Source organism: Nonomuraea sp. NPDC050153, assembly GCF_044460125.1.
Classification (GTDB): domain Bacteria; phylum Actinomycetota; class Actinomycetes; order Streptosporangiales; family Streptosporangiaceae; genus Nonomuraea.
The window spans coordinates 84464-102457 of the sequence record NZ_JBITJQ010000007.1 but is presented as its reverse complement, the minus strand read 5'-3'; the positions used below and the strand labels follow the sequence as shown (position 1 = coordinate 102457).

22 protein-coding genes and 1 pseudogene are annotated in these 17994 nt (G+C 69.6%); 13 read left to right on the top strand and 10 right to left on the bottom strand.

Features of this window, described 5'->3' with window-relative positions; genetic code table 11:
* Window positions 1-129 precede the first annotated feature (129 nt).
* From ACIBQ1_RS19750 to ACIBQ1_RS19740, 3 genes are all read left to right on the top strand, one after another.
* Window positions 130-1086 (top strand): D-alanine--D-alanine ligase family protein, encoded by a 957-nt coding sequence (locus tag ACIBQ1_RS19750; protein ID WP_397279284.1) that lies wholly within the window; start codon window positions 130-132, stop codon window positions 1084-1086.
* A gap of 5 nt (window positions 1087-1091) precedes the next feature.
* Window positions 1092-2462: a UDP-N-acetylmuramoyl-tripeptide--D-alanyl-D-alanine ligase gene (murF, locus tag ACIBQ1_RS19745; protein ID WP_397279755.1), complete on the top strand. Its 1371-nt coding sequence runs from the start codon at window positions 1092-1094 to the stop codon at window positions 2460-2462.
* Window positions 2463-2595: 133 nt separating this feature from the next.
* On the top strand, window positions 2596-3288 hold the full coding sequence (locus ACIBQ1_RS19740) for an aspartate/glutamate racemase family protein (protein WP_397279283.1): 693 nt from the start codon (window positions 2596-2598) through the stop codon (window positions 3286-3288).
* Between the two features lie 123 nt (window positions 3289-3411).
* On the opposite strand, the gene ACIBQ1_RS19735 is transcribed toward ACIBQ1_RS19740, so the two are convergent.
* From ACIBQ1_RS19735 to ACIBQ1_RS19725, 3 genes are all read right to left on the bottom strand, one after another.
* The gene (locus ACIBQ1_RS19735) at window positions 3412-5466 is read right to left on the bottom strand and encodes an ATP-binding protein (RefSeq protein WP_397279281.1); all 2055 of its coding nucleotides are present in this window, start codon (window positions 5464-5466) and stop codon (window positions 3412-3414) included.
* Window positions 5467-5580: 114 nt separating this feature from the next.
* Window positions 5581-6129 (bottom strand): D,D-peptidase/D,D-carboxypeptidase VanY-N, encoded by a 549-nt coding sequence (vanY-N, locus tag ACIBQ1_RS19730; protein WP_397279280.1) that lies wholly within the window; start codon window positions 6127-6129, stop codon window positions 5581-5583.
* Window positions 6130-6134: 5 nt separating this feature from the next.
* Window positions 6135-6455 (bottom strand): hypothetical protein, encoded by a 321-nt coding sequence (locus tag ACIBQ1_RS19725; protein ID WP_397279278.1) that lies wholly within the window; start codon window positions 6453-6455, stop codon window positions 6135-6137.
* A 502-nt stretch (window positions 6456-6957) separates the two neighbouring features.
* On the opposite strand from ACIBQ1_RS19725, the gene ACIBQ1_RS19720 reads away from it, so the two are divergent.
* The 3 genes from ACIBQ1_RS19720 to ACIBQ1_RS19710 all read left to right on the top strand — a co-directional run bounded on the left by ACIBQ1_RS19720 (window position 6958) and on the right by ACIBQ1_RS19710 (window position 8828).
* Entirely contained in the window at window positions 6958-7752 is a 795-nt protein-coding gene (locus ACIBQ1_RS19720; protein WP_397279276.1) for an ArsR/SmtB family transcription factor, read from the top strand.
* A 179-nt stretch (window positions 7753-7931) separates the two neighbouring features.
* Window positions 7932-8138: a heavy-metal-associated domain-containing protein gene (locus ACIBQ1_RS19715; protein ID WP_397279274.1), complete on the top strand. Its 207-nt coding sequence runs from the start codon at window positions 7932-7934 to the stop codon at window positions 8136-8138.
* A 324-nt stretch (window positions 8139-8462) separates the two neighbouring features.
* Window positions 8463-8828: a hypothetical protein gene (locus ACIBQ1_RS19710; protein WP_397279272.1), complete on the top strand. Its 366-nt coding sequence runs from the start codon at window positions 8463-8465 to the stop codon at window positions 8826-8828.
* Window positions 8829-9076: 248 nt separating this feature from the next.
* On the opposite strand, the gene ACIBQ1_RS19705 is transcribed toward ACIBQ1_RS19710, so the two are convergent.
* Both ACIBQ1_RS19705 and ACIBQ1_RS19700 read right to left on the bottom strand, forming a co-directional pair.
* A complete protein-coding gene (locus tag ACIBQ1_RS19705) occupies window positions 9077-9967 on the bottom strand; it encodes a peptidase inhibitor family I36 protein (protein ID WP_397279270.1) in 891 nt (296 codons plus the stop codon).
* Window positions 9968-10009: 42 nt separating this feature from the next.
* Window positions 10010-11050: a peptidoglycan-binding protein gene (locus ACIBQ1_RS19700; RefSeq protein WP_397279269.1), complete on the bottom strand. Its 1041-nt coding sequence runs from the start codon at window positions 11048-11050 to the stop codon at window positions 10010-10012.
* A gap of 530 nt (window positions 11051-11580) precedes the next feature.
* Between ACIBQ1_RS19700 and ACIBQ1_RS19695 the strand changes: the two genes are divergently transcribed.
* The 6 genes from ACIBQ1_RS19695 (at window position 11581) to ACIBQ1_RS19670 (ending at window position 15840) form a co-directional block, all read left to right on the top strand.
* Window positions 11581-12066, top strand: coding sequence for a MarR family winged helix-turn-helix transcriptional regulator (locus ACIBQ1_RS19695; RefSeq protein ID WP_397279268.1), 486 nt, complete (start codon window positions 11581-11583; stop codon window positions 12064-12066).
* A 288-nt stretch (window positions 12067-12354) separates the two neighbouring features.
* Window positions 12355-13026, top strand: coding sequence for a nitroreductase (locus ACIBQ1_RS19690; RefSeq protein WP_397279267.1), 672 nt, complete (start codon window positions 12355-12357; stop codon window positions 13024-13026).
* A gap of 17 nt (window positions 13027-13043) precedes the next feature.
* Complete coding sequence (locus ACIBQ1_RS19685; RefSeq protein WP_397279266.1) at window positions 13044-13172, top strand: hypothetical protein; 129 nt, start codon at window positions 13044-13046, stop codon at window positions 13170-13172.
* 216 nt (window positions 13173-13388) lie between these two features.
* On the top strand, window positions 13389-13955 hold the full coding sequence (locus tag ACIBQ1_RS19680; protein ID WP_397279264.1) for an NADPH-dependent FMN reductase: 567 nt from the start codon (window positions 13389-13391) through the stop codon (window positions 13953-13955).
* 89 nt (window positions 13956-14044) lie between these two features.
* Entirely contained in the window at window positions 14045-14434 is a 390-nt protein-coding gene (locus ACIBQ1_RS19675) for a hypothetical protein (protein ID WP_397279262.1), read from the top strand.
* Window positions 14431-15840, top strand: coding sequence for a sensor histidine kinase (locus ACIBQ1_RS19670; RefSeq protein WP_397279261.1), 1410 nt, complete (start codon window positions 14431-14433; stop codon window positions 15838-15840). Before ACIBQ1_RS19675 ends, ACIBQ1_RS19670 begins: the two co-directional genes overlap by 4 nt.
* A 15-nt stretch (window positions 15841-15855) precedes the next feature.
* Here the strand turns inward: ACIBQ1_RS19670 and ACIBQ1_RS19665 are convergent, their stop codons facing one another.
* From ACIBQ1_RS19665 to ACIBQ1_RS19645, 5 genes are read right to left on the bottom strand one after another with little or no spacing between them, the layout of a single operon-like run.
* Window positions 15856-16110 carry an ABC transporter permease gene (locus ACIBQ1_RS19665; protein WP_397279259.1) on the bottom strand — a complete coding sequence of 85 codons (255 nt, stop codon included), beginning with the start codon at window positions 16108-16110 and terminating at the stop codon, window positions 15856-15858.
* Window positions 16107-16409, bottom strand: coding sequence for an ABC transporter permease (locus ACIBQ1_RS19660; RefSeq protein ID WP_397279257.1), 303 nt, complete (start codon window positions 16407-16409; stop codon window positions 16107-16109). Before ACIBQ1_RS19660 ends, ACIBQ1_RS19665 begins: the two co-directional genes overlap by 4 nt.
* Entirely contained in the window at window positions 16406-17296 is an 891-nt protein-coding gene (locus ACIBQ1_RS19655; RefSeq protein ID WP_397279255.1) for an ABC transporter permease, read from the bottom strand. Before ACIBQ1_RS19655 ends, ACIBQ1_RS19660 begins: the two co-directional genes overlap by 4 nt.
* 3 nt (window positions 17297-17299) lie before the next feature.
* Window positions 17300-17524: a TOBE domain-containing protein gene (locus ACIBQ1_RS19650; RefSeq protein WP_397279253.1), complete on the bottom strand. Its 225-nt coding sequence runs from the start codon at window positions 17522-17524 to the stop codon at window positions 17300-17302.
* Window positions 17521-17739, bottom strand: coding sequence for a hypothetical protein (locus tag ACIBQ1_RS19645; protein WP_397279768.1), 219 nt, complete (start codon window positions 17737-17739; stop codon window positions 17521-17523). The genes ACIBQ1_RS19650 and ACIBQ1_RS19645 overlap by 4 nt, the downstream gene beginning before the upstream one ends.
* Between ACIBQ1_RS19645 and ACIBQ1_RS19640 the strand changes: the two are divergent.
* A pseudogene (locus tag ACIBQ1_RS19640) lies at window positions 17668-17955 on the top strand (carboxylesterase family protein); the annotation flags it as partial. The gene ACIBQ1_RS19645 and the pseudogene ACIBQ1_RS19640 overlap by 72 nt on opposite strands.
* Window positions 17956-17994: the final 39 nt, after the last annotated feature.

Below are 17994 nucleotides of genomic sequence, written 5' to 3'. Positions count from 1 at the left end.
ACCGCGGGTGCTCCTTGGTCAGGAACTGGACAGCGAATGGTCTGGGAACTGGTCAGGCGGAGAGCCGACACTCGGCAGGCCGGTGCCGCGACGGCGAACACCGTGCCACCGAGGAAGGCTGATTCGATCGTGACTGAACGCGTACGCGTGGCTGTGCTGGCGGGTGGGCCGTCCGCCGAGCACGAGGTGTCGCTGCAGTCGGCGCAGGCCGTGCTCGACGCGCTGCCGAGGGATCTGTACGAGCCCGTCGCCGTCCTCATCGACCGGCAGGGCAGGTGGCCGGTGGAGCTGCGACCCGATCTGGCGGACGTGGTCTTCCCCGTGCTGCACGGGCCGTTCGGCGAGGACGGCGTCGTCCAGGGACACCTGGAGACGCTGGGCATCCCGTACGTGGGCTGCGGCGTCCTGGCCTCCGCGGTGGCCATGGACAAGGTCGCCATGCGGCGCACGTTCCTGGCGGAGGACATTCCGGTCACCCCACATGTGTGGTTCACCGAGCACGAATGGCGCACCACCACCGACCACTGGGGTCTGGTGAAGTCGCTCGACTGGCCGATGTACGTCAAACCGGCCGGCATGGGCTCCTCCATCGGCATCTCACGGGTCACCTCGATGGAGGAGCTGCGCGCGGGCGTGGATCTGGCGCTGGCCTACGACCGGGTGGTCATCGTCGAACAGGGTGTGACCGCGCGCGAGCTCATCTGCGGCGTGCTCGGCGACCATGACACTCCGGCTGCCTCGGTGCCCGGCGAGCTCATCGTGCCCGGCGACTGGCTCGACTACGAGGCCAAGTACCTCAGCCAGGCCGAGATCGCCGCCATCCCCTGCGTGCTGCCGGAACGGGTGGCCGAGGACGTGCGCGAGCTGTCCCTGCGCGCCTTCCGGGCGATCGGTGGCTACGGCCTGTCCCGGGTCGACTTCCTCTACGAGGAGCACACGGGACGCCTGTACGTGCTGGAGATCAACACCATGCCCGGCTTCACCGCCCGTTCCGTCTACGCCAGGGCCTGGGCGGCGAGCGGCGTCCCGTACCCGGACCTGCTGCGCCGCCTCATCGACCTCGCGTTCGCCAGGAGCGGCTCGTGATCCCCATGACGCTGAACGAGATCGCGCAGGTCGTCGGCGCGAGCCTGCATGACGTGCGCGACCCGCAGGCGCTGGTGACGGCGCCCTCGGCGGTCGACTCCCGCGAGGTGGTGCCCGGCGGCCTGTTCGCCGCGACGGTCGGCGCCCGCGTCGACGGCCACGACCACGCGGCCGGTGCCGTCGCGGGCGGCGCCGTCGCCGTGCTGGCCTCAAGGCCCGTCGGCGTGCCCGCCCTCGTGGTCGAGGACGTCCAGCTCGCGATCGGCCTGCTGGCCAGGCACCTGCTCGAACGCATCAGCCCGACCGTGATCGGCCTGACCGGCTCTGTGGGCAAGACCACGACCAAGGACCTGCTGGCCCAGGTGCTCGAACGGCACGCCGCGACGGTCGCCACCGACAGGTCGTTCAACAACGAGCTCGGGCTGCCGCTCACCGTGCTGCGTGCCGACGCCGCCACCCGATACCTGGTGCTGGAAATGGGCGCGGGCCGCAAGGGCGACCTGACGTACCTGACCGGGCTCGCACCGCCCCAGGTCGGGCTGGTGCTCAATGTCGGCAGCGCGCATGTGGAGCGCATGGGAAGCGGGCCGGCCGACGTGGCCGAGGCCAAGGGCGAGCTGGTCGAGGCACTTGCGGCGGACGGGTTCGCGCTGCTCAACGCCGACGACCCGTACGTCATGGGCATGGCCGGCCGCACCAGGGCCCGGATCCTGTTGTACGGCAGGTCGGCGCAGGCGCAGGTGCGCGCCGAAGGCGTGCGGATGGCCGGCCGCGCGCGAACCGCGTTCGAGCTGGTGACACCCTCCGGCCGCGCCCCGGTCGAGCTCGACCTCATAGGCGAGCACCAGGTGAGCAACGCCCTGGCCGCCGCCGCCGTGGCCACCGCACTCGGCTTGGGCGTCGCCGAGATCGCCGATGGGCTGAACGCCGCACGGCGGCGCTCCGCGGGCCGGCTGGAGATCGTCGAACGACCCGACGGCATCACCGTCGTCAACGACGCCTACAACGCCAGCCCCGAATCCATGCGGGCCGGGCTGCGGGCGGTGCAGGCCCTGGCCGGCGCCCGTCGTACCGTCGCCGTGCTCGGCGCGATGGGGCAGCAGGCGCACGCCTCCCGCGCCCGGCACGCGGAGATCGGCCGGCTCGTCGCCGGCCTCCGCTTCGACGTGCTGATCGCGGTCGGAGCAGGGGATCCGCTCGCGATGGCGGAGGCAGCGGAGTCCTCGAACCAGGGCGTGGCCGTCCATAGGGTCGAGGACGTGGCCGGGGCCCTCAGGCTGGCCACCGCGCTTGTCGAACCGGGAGACGTGGTGTTCGTCAAGGCCTCCAGCGAGATCGGGCTCGGTGCCTGCGCGCGTGCGCTGGCCGGCGCCTGACCGCTGCCGCATCGCCGCGGGACCCCATGATGACGGTCGTGCGGGTCTACCGAACGGTTGAACAGCTTTTGGTCTGCCAAATGAGCAGGCACTCCGCCTAGCCTGCCGGCACAAGCTGGCGAAACGGAGTTCCATGCGCACTATCGGTCTCATCGGCGGGTTGAGCTGGGAATCGACGGTGATCTACTACCAGATCATCAACCAGCGGATCCGCGAGCGGCTCGGCGGCAGCCATTCCGCCAACAGCCTCATCTGGTCGGTCGACTACACGACCGTCGAGAACCTCATCTTCGCCGACCGCTGGGACGAGGTGAGCACGTTGCTGACCGGTGCGGGCAGGAAACTGGAGGATCTCGGCGCCGAGCTCCTGCTCATCTGCAGCAACACCTTCAGCCGGGTGAGCGACGACGTGGAGCGGGCCGTGAGCGGGCCCGTGCTGCACATCGCCGACGTCGTGGGCGCCGAGGTCCGCGCCAGGGGCATGCGCAAGGTCGGTCTGCTGGGCACTCGCTTCACCATGGAGCAGCCCTTCTACCGGGATCGGCTGGCCGCCCACGGCTTCGACGTGGTCGTCCCCGGGCGTGAGCAGCGGGAGCTGGTCCATCGCGTGATCTTCGACGAACTGGTGCGCGGGGTGCTCCGGGAGTCGTCCAGGGACGCGTACGCCCAGATCATCGATGATTTCGCAGACGACGGCGCCGAAGGCGTCATCCTCGGCTGCACGGAGATCGAGCTGCTGGTCAGCGAGAAGGACAGCGCCATCCCGATGCTGCCGAGCGCTCGGCTGCACGCGGAGGCGGCGGCCGGCCTCGCGCTCGCCGACTGACACGCCCGCGGTCACGTTCGGTCGCGTTCGTTCGCGGCGGCGGGGCCGACGGCCAGGTGCCCGCCCGGTCGCGGCGGGTGTTCGCCCAGGTCCACGTACCGTGCGGGCACCCTGCCGCGCCGCTCAGGTGGATCGGTACGCCGGTGCGTCGGTGCCGTACAGCTCCCGGCGCCACAGGTCGGCGCAGACACGTTCGATGCCGGCCGTCAGATGGCGGCGGTAGGTGGTGAAAGGGAGGCCGAGTCGTTCCGCGGCCAGTTCCTGGGTGGGCGCGCCGCGGAGGAACGTGACGGACAGCACCCGGTGGAGCTTGACCGAGCGCGGATCCTCACGCAGGTCGTCGATCGCCTGGCGTAGCAGGTCACCCAGTGCCGTGGCCGGGTTCTGCCCGGCCCGCTCGGCGATCAGCCTGGTGCGCGTCAGCGGGGAGGCGGCCAGCGCGTCCAGCCGCGGCAACTGGCGCAACGCCTTGCGCACCGCCTCGGTGAACTCCGCCTGCGACAGCACCGCCAGTTTCGCCGCCACGGCACCCGGGCCGCCGGCGGGCCCCGCGACGAGCAGCCGGTTCATCCGCTCCAGCCACGCCTGCGCCGGCACCGCGCGCCAGTCATGCACGAACAGGGTGTACGCGTCATCCCCCGGCCGTGGCTGCTCGGAGATGTCACGCATCCCGCAATTCCGCCGAAAATGCTCCACCCATGCGTGGTTCGGGTGCCGAATCTCGATATATGACCATGCCATCCGCTCGGCCCGCAAACAATTGCCGATCACCCGCCACTGGATCAGATCCATCACCGGCGAGTTCCCGCGATCCGGCGGCAGCGCCCACACCCGGCTGACCGCCAAGTGTTCACCGGCGCGCAACGGCGTGGTGGCACGCGCATGCGCCCACGCCGTGGCCACGACGGGATCGGCCGCCAGCTCCTCCTCATCGAGTTCCGCCAACCGCAACCATGCGGAGAAGGCCACGGGCTCGCCGGTTTCGGTCCGTCGATACAGCCGGAACGCCTGCGGCCGACGTTCCGCCCAGAAGGCGGCGCAGCCCGCGGACGCCGCACCCTCCGCTGCCGTCGCCACCCGGAGCAACGTGCCGGCGTCCTCCTCCCGCAACGCCTCTTCCCGGAACTCGCCCTCGTCGTGGCGGCCGTGGAAATCGGCCGGCGCCGCGTTGTCGCGATGGAGGTGGAGCAGTGCCGCCACCGCGCCGGGCACGTCCGCGTCGCCCGCCGTGCGCACCCTCTCCGCCAGATGCGCATGGATGCGGTCGTGCATCACCGCGTACCCCTCGGGATCCCGCCATCGCAGGTCCGCCTCCAGCAGCTCCCGCACCACGCCATGCGGAAACAGCCCGAGACTGCTCGACTCCACGAACGGCAACCGCCGCAACCACCGGAACAACGTCCCGGCGTCCTCCGGCAAGGCCGCCCGCAGCAGGTCCTCCGTCGTCGTGTACGCATGCGCGCAGATCTCCAGAGCATGGCGATGCGCCGCCGAAGGCAACTCGCCCACCAGCTGGTCCAGCAACGTGGCCACCACGTCCTGACTCGGCATCCACCGCCGGCCGGCCCCGCCGTCCTTCACCGCCACGGCCGCTCCCAGGAGCAGCGCCAGCGGATGACCACCGGCGAAGGCCAGCAGCGGCTCGCGCAACTCGGCCGGCACCCCGGAGGAGTCCATCAGGGCCTGCGCGTCTCCGGCCCGCAGGTCGCGCAGCGGCAGCACCTCCAGCGCCCCCGCCCATCCCGGATCCGCCTGCCATCGCAGGTCCGGCGGGTTTCGCCCCGCGATCACCACCAGCGCCCCCATGGGCACCCGCGGCAGGAACCGCTCGCGCAGCCATCCCTCCAAACCCTGGACGCGTTCGACGTTGTCGACCAGCAGCACCGCGTCCGCATCCATGAGCACCGGCTCGGCCTCGGATGCCGTCGGCTCCAACGTGCGCCCGTCCACCATGGACACCGGCCGCCCCGCCACCGCGGCCTCGTGCGCGAACCGCCGCAACAAGGCCGACTTCCCGATGCCGCCGGGACCGTGCACGTACAGAACGCTGCAGCCGCCGCCGTACAACGCCGCCTCGAAAACCGCGAGCTCTTCATCCCGCCCCACGAACGCCATCTCGCGCGCTGCTTGCAGGCGCCGTCCGAGCGATCCGGACTGGTTGTCACTCCCCGATGACATGCCCCTTACCCCCTCCGAACACCCGGGCCGAACCCTTGGGCGCGCTGGTCGGATCACCGGTTCGGTTCTCGGGCGCAAACCCGTCACCACCTCCGGATCGCACACCTGCCTGGGCTACCAGCCCACGCCGGGGTGGGGTCGCCGTCGTGGTGGCGTGCCGCCTCTGTCCGGGCGGTGCTCGAAGTGCCACCACTCGTTGTCGTACATGCGGTAGAGGTCGTAGCGGGCGCCGTGTTCTTCAAGCCAGCGGGCGCCTTCGTGGGGGCGCACGTCCAGGGCGATGCCTTTGACGTGGCTGGATTCCGCTGGTGGCAGCACGAGCATGCGGGCCGAGGCCGGGGAGCCGGAGCGGCGAACCTCCTCGTCGAACATCCGTTGCTGGACGACGGGATCGCGATATCCCGAGGTGAGGCCGATGAGCTGGCCGTGACGCCAGAGCGCCTCGGTGCGCGCGGCGGTGAAGGCCGCCATGGCGCCGTCGGTGAGCCCGGTGAGGTCCTCGGCGGGGAATCGCATCCGTAACGCCCAGCCGCAGGCCAGTTCGCGGGCGCGGCCGGGATGGCGAACGAGCGCCACGGGCAGCAGGACCACGGCCAGCACCAGCGTGACCACGGCATACAGCCGGTCACGGGGCCGAGGTGGGATCGTGCGTGGTTCGTCCATGACGACTACGATTGGCGCCGAATGTGCGCGCGTCGTCCGCCGCATGTCACCGTTCGTCGACGGCGGTCACCGTCGGCGCGACCGTGACGCGACCATGACATGGCACTGACGAGGCGGGGACACGGCCGGCCGGCACTTGAGGGGCTCCCGGCCCGGACGGGGCGGCCCTTGACGCCGAGGGTGGCGAGCCGGTCCAGCTTGCCGCTCGCGGTTCTGGGCAGCGACCGGACCACTTCGATCCGCGACGGCACCATGTGCCGCGGCAGCTTGTCGCGCAGCATCGCCAGCGCCTCGCCCCGGTCGAAGGGTGCGGACGCGGCCACCACGAACGCGCTCGCCCACCCGTCTGAGATCTCCCGACTCCCAGCGGCCAGGCGCCGCGCGCGGCGAGCATGGAACACATCGCCGCCACGCTCGAATGCCCAGGCCCTTCCATGCAGGTCGACGCCGCGAAGCTGCGCCAGGCCGTCTGCGAGACGCCCTAGCGGGCGCTACGTCCTGGTGACCTTCACCGCGGACATGGGCAGGCGCGCCTGGCTCGACGAGGCGCGGATGTACGGCGGCGTCTATCTGGTGGGCGACCGACGGGTGGCCGTCGCCTCGACCTGATGGGCCTCGATCAGCCGCGCTACGTGGTCGTCAACGGCCGGCCCGAGGGCAGCCACCTGAACGAGGCGATGGCCACACGTGGGGGCGGCCGAGGGTGATCAGCTCCCACATCCGCCCATCGTTGCCGCCCGCCTTGACAGGCAGCCATCCGGCTGCCTAAGTTAAAGGCAGCCAGATGGCTGCATATCGACAGGCGACAACCCGGGTACGAGGGCGGACATGGACGAGGTGTTCAAGGCGCTGGCCGATCCGAGCCGGCGCGCGCTGCTCGACTCGCTCAACGCCCGCAACGGGCAGACGCTGCGCGAGCTGTGCGCCGGACTCGACATGGCCAGGCAGTCCGTCAGCAAGCACCTCGCGGTGTTGGAGGAGGCCGGGCTCGTCGCCACCGTGCGGCGGGGCCGGGAGAAGCTGCACTACCTCAACGCCGCACCCGTGCACGAGATCGCCCACCGATGGATCAGCCGCTACGACCAGGCCAGGGTCCAAGCCCTGGCAGACCTGAAACTCGCCCTGGAGGAGACCCCCATGGACGCGCCCACCTTCGTCTACACCACCTACATCCGCACCACCCCGCAGAAGCTCTGGCAGGCGCTGACCGAGCCCGCCTTCACCCGCCGCTACTGGGCCACGGAGTTCACCACGGACTGGTCCGTCGGCTCGCCGATGACCTGGGACAACCACGGCGTGCTGATCAGCGACCCGGAGCAGGTCGTGCTGGAGGCCGAACCCTACAGTCGGCTCTCCTACACCTGGCACGCCATCACCCCGGAGCTCGCCAAGCGCTTCGGCTGGGACGAGGAGTTGCTCGCCCGGCTGTCCGGCGAGGCCCGCTCGAAGGTCACCTTCACGATTGAGGAGGCGGCCACGCAGGTCGTGAGGCTCACCGTCATGCACGACGGCTTCGAGCCCGGATCGAGCCTGGCCGAGATGGTCAGCCACGGCTGGCCGAACGTGGTGGCGAGCCTGAAGTCGCTGCTCGAGACCGGCGAACCGCTGCCGGACGACGCGTGACCCGACCAGGGCTCGGCGACGTCACGAGGTGCCGCCGGGCCGGTACGCCTCCTCGAGGCCGCGCGCCCCTGGGCCATACGTATAAGAAGCTCTAAGGCTCCTGGTGAGTTGGCGCCCCATGTGGTGAACCCGGACGGCATAGGCCGCGCCCGGCGGTTCCGCAGGAAAGGATCACGTCAATGACCTTGTCGGTTGCGGTTTCTGGAATGAGTTGCGGGCACTGCGCCGCGGCGATCAAGGAGCAGGTGCTGCCGTTGCAGGGCGTCGAGGAGGTGGAGGTGGACGTGCCGGCGGGCCGCGTCACCGTGAGCGGAGGCCCGGCGCTGCAGGAGGCGCAGGTGCGTGCGGCGATCGTCGAGGCAGGGTACGAGGTGGTGGCCGCCTGAGTGGCCGCGCTGGTCGAAGGCGCCTTTGACGTGCGTCGGCGAACGCCGCGCCGGAGGCAGGGCACGACGGCGGATTCCAGAGCGAGGGGGCGGAAGGTGATCTTGCGCTGATGGCGGGCATGCAGGTGGTGCTGCATGTCCTCTTCTCTCTCAGCCACACCCCGGCCGCACACGCGGCCCTCGGCCACGCCCACCCGGGGCCGGCACCCAGCGCCGGCATGCTCATCGCGCATGCCGGGGCGACAGGTCTGACGGATCCACTGAACCCTTTTCATCCCCGTGTGACCCTCGTAGTCCTGCTCGGGCACATGTGAAGATGACTACATGATCGAGACGAGCCGCGTGGAATGGTCTGCGTTACGCAGTGCCGTGTTCTGGGGTGGGGCGCTCCTGGCTGCCATCCTTGTCGTGGCCCTGATCTGGGGTGAGGACCTGCGTTTCATACACTCGTCAGGGAACATGGAGGCGGTCGCCCGCACACTGAGGGAGGGCGTCGTACTCAGTGATCAAAGCATCGGAAGCCTCTCGTTCGAGTTCGTCCGTCGGGAGAACGACCAGGTCATCTTCTACCGAGGCAAGGGCTGGGGAGGGGACGGCTACGGCTATGTCTGGAGCCCCGTGAGCCAGCCGGGTGATGTTCGGCATGTGATGGGGCCTTGGTATGCGTTTCGGGACGACGCGCACCAGTGAGCCGTTCCGTCCTCAGGCGAACGCCCGACGCGCCGATGCCCCCAACCCGGGCTCTCCCGTGACGACGCGGGACGGCGACCTCATGGCGCAACACCATAATCTCCACCTCCTCGAAGGCGCCGCCCCGCGTGAGAAGCGTCAACCAGCCGAACAACCGGACCATCAGCAAGCGCAGGAGGTGCAGGAACACGAGCGCCGAGGACAGAAGGTCAGGTCAGATGGCGTGATGAGTCAGGGCACCGCACCCGTCATCGGATGTTATAGCCCTGGGAGTTCCAGAACGAGGTCGGGTTCGGGTTTTCCAGCCTCGGGTCGTTGACGCTCTTGGCCGCGAGCGTCCGCTGGCCGAGGCGCATCTCGACGTGCGTGTGCGCGTTCGAACTGGACGACACCCCGCGCCACGATTCGGTGGCGATGACCTGGCCGCGGCTGATCTGCTGGCCCTGGCTCAAGGAGGACGACGGAGCGGTGTGCAGGTAGATCACCGTCTTGTCCAGCGCGGCGTTGTAGATGGCGATCGTGGAAAGCCCCCGGCCGCCGGTCGTCCCGCGCACGACATTGATGACCTTGCCGCTCACCAGGGCGTGGACCTGTGCGTTCAGACCGCGGGCGAAGTCGATCCCCTCGTGCCGGCCGGAGATGCGTTTGTAGCCGTCGAAGCCGACAACGAGCCGGCCCCTGGCCTGATACAGCGCGTACGACATGTCCGTGCTCGCTGGTGTCGACGGGCTGAACCGGTGTGAAGCGTTCTGGTTCTTGAGGGTGGAGTTGAGGTTGCCTTTGGCGCCTGGCGCGAAGTCCTGGTAGTCGCCGCCGTGGTTGCTGTTGTAGTAGACCCGGACGGTGGTGTTGGTGCGGTTCCAGACGGAGGCGGCGGCGTTCTTGATGCATTGGCCTTGGCCGTCGCCAGGTCCCTTGAAGTCGTAACAGGACGGCTGCTTGGTGCCGTAGTCGGCGACGGATCCGGTGAAGTCCGAGATGGACCCTTGGTTGCCGCTGTTGAAGTAGTAACAGAATTCGCCGCTGTCACACACGCCGTCACGGCCGGCGGCCGCGACGGGCGGCGCGCTGGCCAGGACCGTGCCGCCGAGCGCCATCGTGACGGTCGCGGTGGTGAGGGTCCTGCTGAGCGTTCTCATGGTTTCTCTTTCTGCCGGCGGATCGTGGGTTGTGAAGGGGAGTCAGCGGCGCTGGTACTCCTCCCAGGTGCGGATGGTGACCTTCGGGCCGTCGTCGGGGCCGCGGTTGGCCAGCCCGTTCAGGCCGAGGTAGTAGTCACCGATCTGGTGCTGCGCCTGGCTGGAAAGGTCGGTGTCGCTGATGGCGGCGGCGTGGATGTGCCACGGCCAGTCGCCCTGGTCGGGGCTGCGCAGCCATGCCGCGAAGCCGACCTGACGCAGCGCGCGGACGATCGCGGTGCGGGTGGCGGCGCTCATCTGCTTCACCGAGATGTCGACGACGCCGCCGCCGTCGTGGGTGCCCGCGGACGTGGGGTCGCCGCCAGGGTTGTACGACCCCTGCTCCAGCACGAGTTCGCGGCCGAGCAGCCGCGTCGCCTCGCCCAGCATGCTCCGCGTGCGGGTGTTGAGGACGAAACCGCCGCTGGACACCCGGCTGCCCGGGTCGATGACGTGGGTGAGCGTGAAGCGGCCGGCTGCGAGCCTGGGGAGCGACGCCTTGCCCGGCAGGCCGTTGGCGGCGAGACCGGTGTAGCCGAGCGAGTTCTGGAACTTCGCGTAGGCGGCGACTGTCGCGGTGCCGAAGTAACCGTCCACCCATTTCGCGTCGAGCAGGTGGCGGTCGCGCAGCGCCCGCTCGACGAGGAGCACTCCGGCCTTGGCGCCCGGCGTCAGCGTGTCGTCAGGTCGCCGAGGGTCGATCTGGGCTGCCTTGACGGTGGCTTCCATGTTCACGCTGGGAAGCGCCGCAGCCTGGTGCACGAAGGCGTCGTTGTCGTGGGAGGGCCGGCGGCCGCCGGCCGGCGAGCAGCTCGGGCCCGTCCGCGGCGCCTCGATCGCCTCCTGCGCAAGCACTTCGTAGCGGGCGCTGCAACCGCCGGCCTCGCCGTCGGCCGTCTGCTTGACCGGGGTCCGCCTGTGGCCTTCCGGGCTTTCGGCGGCGACCGGCGGTTCGGCGACGGCGTTCCGGAACAGTGGCGGCCCGGCGTGTTCGGCCTGCGCCCCGGCAGCGGCCGGGGCCGAACCGGAAGCGATGGCCGCCACCACAGCCAAGATCGCACCGCCGGTTGCCGCCAAAGTGGGGCGTCCAGCCACGAGCATGATCCTCCGATATCGATGTGTCACTCTTCGTAAGCGATCACTCGCGCTAAGTAATCACACAGAGTGACGACCGCATCACTGGCGGAATGGTGACAACCACCTGACCTGTCGGCCTTCGGAGGCCCAGCTCAGAAGCCGGCGCAAGCGAACCGCAACTTCTTCACCTGTTGACGGTTCGCGAGCCGGGTTGGCGCAGGACGTGCGGGCCGAAAGGTTCAGTGGGGTCGCCTTCGACGCCACAGGCTTCGCCGAGGCCGGTGACGATACTGCGGACGGCGCGGTCGGCCAAGTGATCGCCGCGCCGGCCGAGAAACACCGTGGCGCCGTCCGCGTCTTTCCGTCCGGCCCAGGCCTGGAGCCGGGCGGGCCTTTCAGGCGCGGCGCGAGATGGCAGCACGTGTCCGAGCTACAGGCCACATTTTGATTTCAAATGATACTATATCAAATGAAATGATCACGGCTAGTATGGTCTCATGACTGGCGACGTCCCCCGCAGATCCACAGCCTCGCGTGCGACCGACCGACCCGGGGATGCCTCGCCTTTCGCTCTCGGCCTGTTGCTGCGCCAGGCACACTGGCGCGCGGCCACGGTGCTGACAGAGACCCTTCGGCCGTTCGGCATTGAGTTGCGGCATTTTGCCGTGCTGATCGTGCTGGTCAATCGCGGGCCCACGGTGCAGCGGGACCTGGCGGCGGAGACGGGGTCGGACAAGGCGGGAATCATGCGCGTCGTGGACGACCTGGAGCGCAAGGGACTGGCCGTACGCAAGACCGTTCCGGGCGACCGGCGCGTGCGGGCGGTGGAGATCACGCCTCAAGGCGTCGAGCTTTTCGACGCGGCCCACGTGGCGGCGGAGCCACTGGCCGAGCGACTGGTTGCCGAACTTGGGCCGGGCGAGCCCGAGCACCTGAGGGATCTGCTGAGCCGGTTTGCCTATCCCACAGGCGGAGAGGCGTAAGCAGCGTCGGCCGCCTGCCGCCTGGACGCGCTTCGTCTCGTGCGGCTTTCACGGCGAACCCGGGCCTTGAGGGCTGCGACCTGGAGCCTGGGCGCGGCCGCCCCGGAGGTTGTTCCCGGAGCGGCGGGTAGTAGACAACGGCGACGTTCGCGGGCGATCCCTGCGCGAGTCACCCCCCTCCTGCTGCACGGAGGTCATATGCACATTCAATGGTATTGAATGATACTGTCATGAATGATACTCTTACGAACGTAACGAAATTCGCAGAGTTGGGCGGATGGGAGGCCGGTGATCTTGGATATCTATGAAGCGGTGACGAGCCGACGAGCAGTGCGTGGATTCACCGACCGGCCTGTCCCGAGGGAGGTGCTGGAGCGCGTGCTGTCCGCCGCGGCCTGGTCGCCGTCCGGATCGAACCTCCAGCCCTGGCACGCCTACGTGCTGACCGGCGAACCGCTGGCCGAGCTCAAGAAGCGCGCCGGCGAGCGCGTGGCCGCCGGCGAACCCTGGGACGAGCGAGAGTACGAGATGTACCCGCCCGCGCTGAAGTCTCCGTACCACGAGCGCCGATCCGCCTTCGGCAAGGAGCGCTACAGCGCGCTCGGCATCACGCGCGAGGACTGGGAGGCACGCCAGCGGGCCGCCTCCGGCAACTGGCAGTGCTTCGGCGCGCCCGCCGCCCTGTTCTGCTACATCGACCGCGACATGGGCCGGCCCCAATGGGCCGACGTCGGCATGTACCTGCAGACCGTCATGCTGCTGCTGCGCGCCGAAGGGTTGCACAGTTGCCCGCAGATGGCGTGGTCGGTGTATCGCAGGACCGTCGCGGAGATCCTCTCTCCCCCGGACGGGCTCATCCTCTACTGCGGCATGTCGATCGGGTTCGAGGACGTCGCGGTGGATTACATCCGTACGGGCCGGGCTCCGCTCGACGAGACCGTCACGTTCGTCGAGCGTTAGCCCGCCGGAGAGGGATCATGAACACCGAACAGGTCGTCGCCGGAGCCGCCGAAGGCATCGGAGCCCTCCCGGCCGGGCGGGTCCCGTGCACCGCCGCAGGCCGCTTACCGGCGCAATCGTGCGAGGAGATCACTCCTGACGCCTGACCACGCGTGCCCATGAAGGATCCGTGTCATCGGCTCCGGCTCTGCCTTCGACGGCATCCGAGGGCGGGGGCACACGTCGTGGCCAAGGCCGGCTTTGTCAGGTTCACCCGTTCGTTCGCCCGTGGACCGGGCGGCTACGACATCACGCCAGTTTCATCACCAGCCAGACCGTCGAGGTCGACGGCGCGGCACGTTCATGCCCTGAGAGGAAACGCAATGACCTACACCGTCGGTTACATCGTCGGGAGCCTGTCCCAGAAGTCGATCAACCGGGCGCTCGCTCTGGCGTTGAGCCGGCTCGCGCCGCCGGAGCTCCGACTCACGGAGATCCCCATCGGCGAGCTGCCCCTTTACAGTCACGACCACGACCCGAACTACCCCGCCGTGGCCCAGGAGTTCAAGGACGCGATCAAGGCCTCCGACGCCCTCCTGTTCGTCACCCCCGAGTACAACCGGTCCATCCCCGGCGCGCTGAAGAACGCCATCGACTGGGCGACCCGGCCGTACGGATCCAACGTGCTCGCCGGCAAGCCGGCCGCGATCATCGGAGCCTCACCCGGCCCGATCTCCACCGCTGTGGCGCAGCAGCACCTCAAGACCATCCTGTCCTTCACCAACTCCCCGGTCATGGGCCAGCCCGAGGCCTACATCCAGTTCACCAAGGGGCTGATCGACGACAACGGCGACATCCAGGTGCCGTCCACCGCCGAATTCCTGACCGGCTACCTGCGGGCCTTCACGGCGCACATCCGACGCCACCACCACGACATCCCGGAGCTGTAGATCCCCCTGAGAGTGAGCCTTCATCGGCGCTGATCGGGCCGGCCCACGCGCATCCTCCGGCCACCGCGCCGGAACAGGTGCCGCTGAGCATGCGCAAGCCGTGGCCGGCGAAGGTCATGGTCAACCCGCCGGTGGTCAACGGCGACGAGCCGGGCCACCACGGCCGGCGGCCGGTGCCGGCTCCAGGCAGCCGCCGATGTCATCGGCCCAGCCCGTTACCCATCACCGACGGGAGGAGAACCATGTCCTCGATCGTCAGCGAGATCCTGTTCTGCACGGCCATCGCCGCGGCGTCGGCCGTGATGTCCCCGTACCGGCGGACGCCGCCCCTGCGCCAGGCCTGCTCGCCGCAGGGGTGGCAGTCGCTCGTCCTGCTCATCCGCGATGAGATCGACGAGAAGGAACATCGTCGCCGACAGGCCATGACCGGCCGAGCTCCTGGCAGGTCCGCGCACACGTGCGGCAAGCCGACGCCATGAGTCCGGGCTCGTCGCTGCGGCGGCTGCGTCTGCGCTCGACCCGGGCCCGGCTCACCGTCCTGGCCATGACCACGGCGATAGCCGTGCTGGTGCCGATGGGCATGGTCGGGGCATCGGCCACCGCGCAAGCGTCAGCCGACCACGGCTGGTCAGGCGCCCGCGTGCAGGCCGGGATCACCGCCGCCGCAGCCGAGCGCCGGAATCTGTCAGGCACGATCGAGACGCAGACACCCGGCATCGATCTGATCCAGGTGGTGGGAGCCGATCACCGCGTCATCGCTGCTTCGCCCGCAGCACGCGGCCGGGACCCGCTGAGTCAGGTACGACCCTCACCGGACCACCTCCAGGCCGACGTCGAAGTGTGCCCCAAGAACGGCGACGGACGGTGCCTGCGTCTGACCGCCGTTCGCCTCTCACCCGCCCCCGCCTCCCCGGTGGTCTACGCCGGCCGGATGGTCTCGCCCATGGCGCCGTCCCGGACGCTCCAAGCGCTCTGGATCGCCCTTGTCGCGTTGCTGATCCTCCTGGCCACGGCTGCGACGTGGAAGCTGACCAGCCGCATGCTGGGCCCGATCCAGATCATGCGCGTGCAACTGGCCGCGATCAACGTCAACGACCTGAGCACCCGCATCCCGCAACCGCCCGGCCATGGCGAGATCTCCCAACTGGCGCACACCATCAACCACACGCTGGGGCGTCTGGAGCAGGCCAAGTCCTCGACCGAAGAAGCCCTGCAGCGGCAACGCCAGTTCGCCTCCGACGCCTCCCACGAGCTGCGCACCCCGCTGGCCGGCCTGCGCGTGCGCTTGGAGGAGGCCCAGATGCATCCCCTCGACACCGATCTGCCTGACCTGATCGGGCACGCGCTGGAGGATCTGGATCGGGTTCAGGCCATCATGACCGACCTGCTCCTGCTTGCCCGGCTGGGCGCCACCGCTCCCCGGGCCACTCAGCACGTCGATCTGACCTCCCTGATCCGCACCGAGGCCGGGCGACGTACCGATCGCCACCCGACAGCCCTGGACCTGGCCGACCGGGTCGTCGTCGACGCCGTGCCGGGGCAGATCGCAAGGGTGCTGACCAACCTGCTGGACAACGCGCAGCGGCACGCCACCGGCCAGGTACGGGTACGGCTTCGCCACTCGGCGACGCACGCCGAGCTGGCGGTGAGCGACGACGGCGACGGCGTTCCCCCGGCGGACCGGGAACGGATCTTTCAGCGGTTCGTCCGCCTCGACGCCGCCCGCAGCCGCGACCGCGGCGGCACCGGCCTGGGCCTGGCCATCGCCCGGGACATCGCCACCGCCCACCACGGCACCCTGCACGTCGAGCAGGCCGCGATCGGCGGGGCCGGCTTCATCCTGCGCCTGCCGCTGAGCACCCCCGCCGAGCAGGCCGGCCCATAGACCGGCCCGGCCGTGTCACCGCAGCGAACGGCGGAGCCCGGTCATCCGTTCCAGGAGCAGCATGATCCCGATGGAGAACAGGATGAGCAGCACCGACAGGGCTGCGACCTCGGGGCCCGCCTGGGTTTCGACGTGCTCCAGCAGGGCGACCGGCAGCGGCTTGACGTAGTAGCCGCTGAGGAACAGCGAGATGACCGCCTCGTCGAAGGAGACCAGGAACGACATGATCGCCCCTGCCACGACGCCCGGCCGGATGAGCGGGAAGGTCACCCTCCTGAAGGTGGTCCAGCCGTTCGCGCCGAGCACCCGGGCGGCGTCCTCGCAGGCGGTGTGATCGCCAGCAGGGTCGAGCCCGCGGCGACGACCAGGGAGATCCACAGCCCGCGGCTGAACTCCGCGGTCTGGAACACCTCGATGTAGGAGGCGAAACTAAACTCTTCCGGCGGGAACCGCAGAAATGTGGAGGTGTCGAAGGACACGACGAAGACGACCAGGATCGGCGTCCACAGGAAGAGCAGGACGAGTCCGACGACGGTGCGGTTCGCCGCGCGGGAGGCCCGGCCGGTCATTGTCCGCTCGCCTTTCTCTCGGCCCGGCGCTGGAGCGCCTGGGATCCGGCCATGGCCACGCCGAAGATGACGATGAGCACGACTGACAGCGAGGCTGCCAAGGGCCAGTTGAGCCGGTTGGTGGCCTGGTCGTAGATCTCCGTCGCGAGTACGACGACCCGCCCGCCGCCCATCAGGCGCGGAGTGACGTACGCGCTGATGGCGAGCACGAAGACCAGCAGCGCCCCGGTCAGGACGCCGGGAAGGGTCAGCGGCAGGGTCACCCGGGTGAAGACCTGCCGCCGGGAGGCCCCCAGCGAGGCGGCGGCCTGTTCGACGTTCCGGTCCAGGCGCCCGAACCCGCTGGTCATGGCGAGCACGGCGTACGGCAGGAAGATCTGCACCAGCGCGATGACGACTCCGGTGAAGTTGTTCGACAGCTGCAGGGGGCGCTCGGAGATGCCCAGCGCGCGCAGGAAGGAGTTCACCAGCCCCTGGTTGCCGAGCACGATGACCCAGCCGTAGGTGCGCGCCACCGACGACACCAGCATCGGGGCGATTGCCAGCATGGTCAGCAGGCCCTTGAACCGGGACTCCGTACGCACCAGGAACATCGCGAGCGGGTAGGCCACGACGACGGTGAGGGCCGCCACGACGACGCCGAGCCACACGGTCGTCCCGGCCACCTGCAGGTAGTAGGAGTCGGTGACGATCTCGGCGAACGACTCGCCGGTGAACGTCTGCTCGATGCCGCCTCCGTCGACGTACCGGTTGACCGACATGCGGGCCACCCACGCCATCGGCAGCACGTAGGCGAAGATCAACGCCGCGATTCCGGGCAGCAGCAGCCCCAGTGCCGCCGGAGGGCGGCGCCGCAGCCCGGCGGGGGCGGCCTGAGGGCTCGTCATCGCTCAGCCCTCCAGGATGCGGACATCCGCGGCGTCCCAGGAGACCTCGACCGGCGTGCCGGGGGCGAGGATCGTGGCGCCGGCGCTGGAGCGTTCGGCGTCGATCGTCTGCCCGCGGACGTCGATGCGGTAGGAGATCTGATCTCCGGTGTAGCTGGTGGAGACGACCGTGCCGGGGAACCCAATGATCGCCGTCGCCGCGATGTTCGCCTGGGCCAACCGGCTCATGATGACCCTCCATCCACGCCGATATGACCGACGCCGAGGCCGCCCGTCTTGTTCATCCCCGGCTCGTTCCCCTCGGCCTTGCCGGGCAGGACATCGTCAGCGCGTACCGGGAGCTCCTGCCCCGGCACACGGGCAAGGGCCTGTTGACCGCCATCACCGGCGATCTCGTCTTCCAGCTGCCGACCTCGCGGTTCGCCGCGGCCCAGTCCGGTCATGCCCGCGTGTTCAAGTACCTCTACGGCGAGCACGAGCCGAACGGCGGGGGCGCGCGCCACGGCGCGGAAGTCGGCTACGTCTGGCGGAACCCGGACGGCCCGGCCCCCGACGTGCCCGAGCGATTCGTTCCCACGGACCCGGAGCTCGCCGACTCCGTCCACGCGACCTGGGCGGCGTTCGTGTCCGGCGGCTCACCCGAGACACCGCACCTGCCCCGCTGGCCGCTGCACTCGCCCGGCGAACCGACCCTGGTA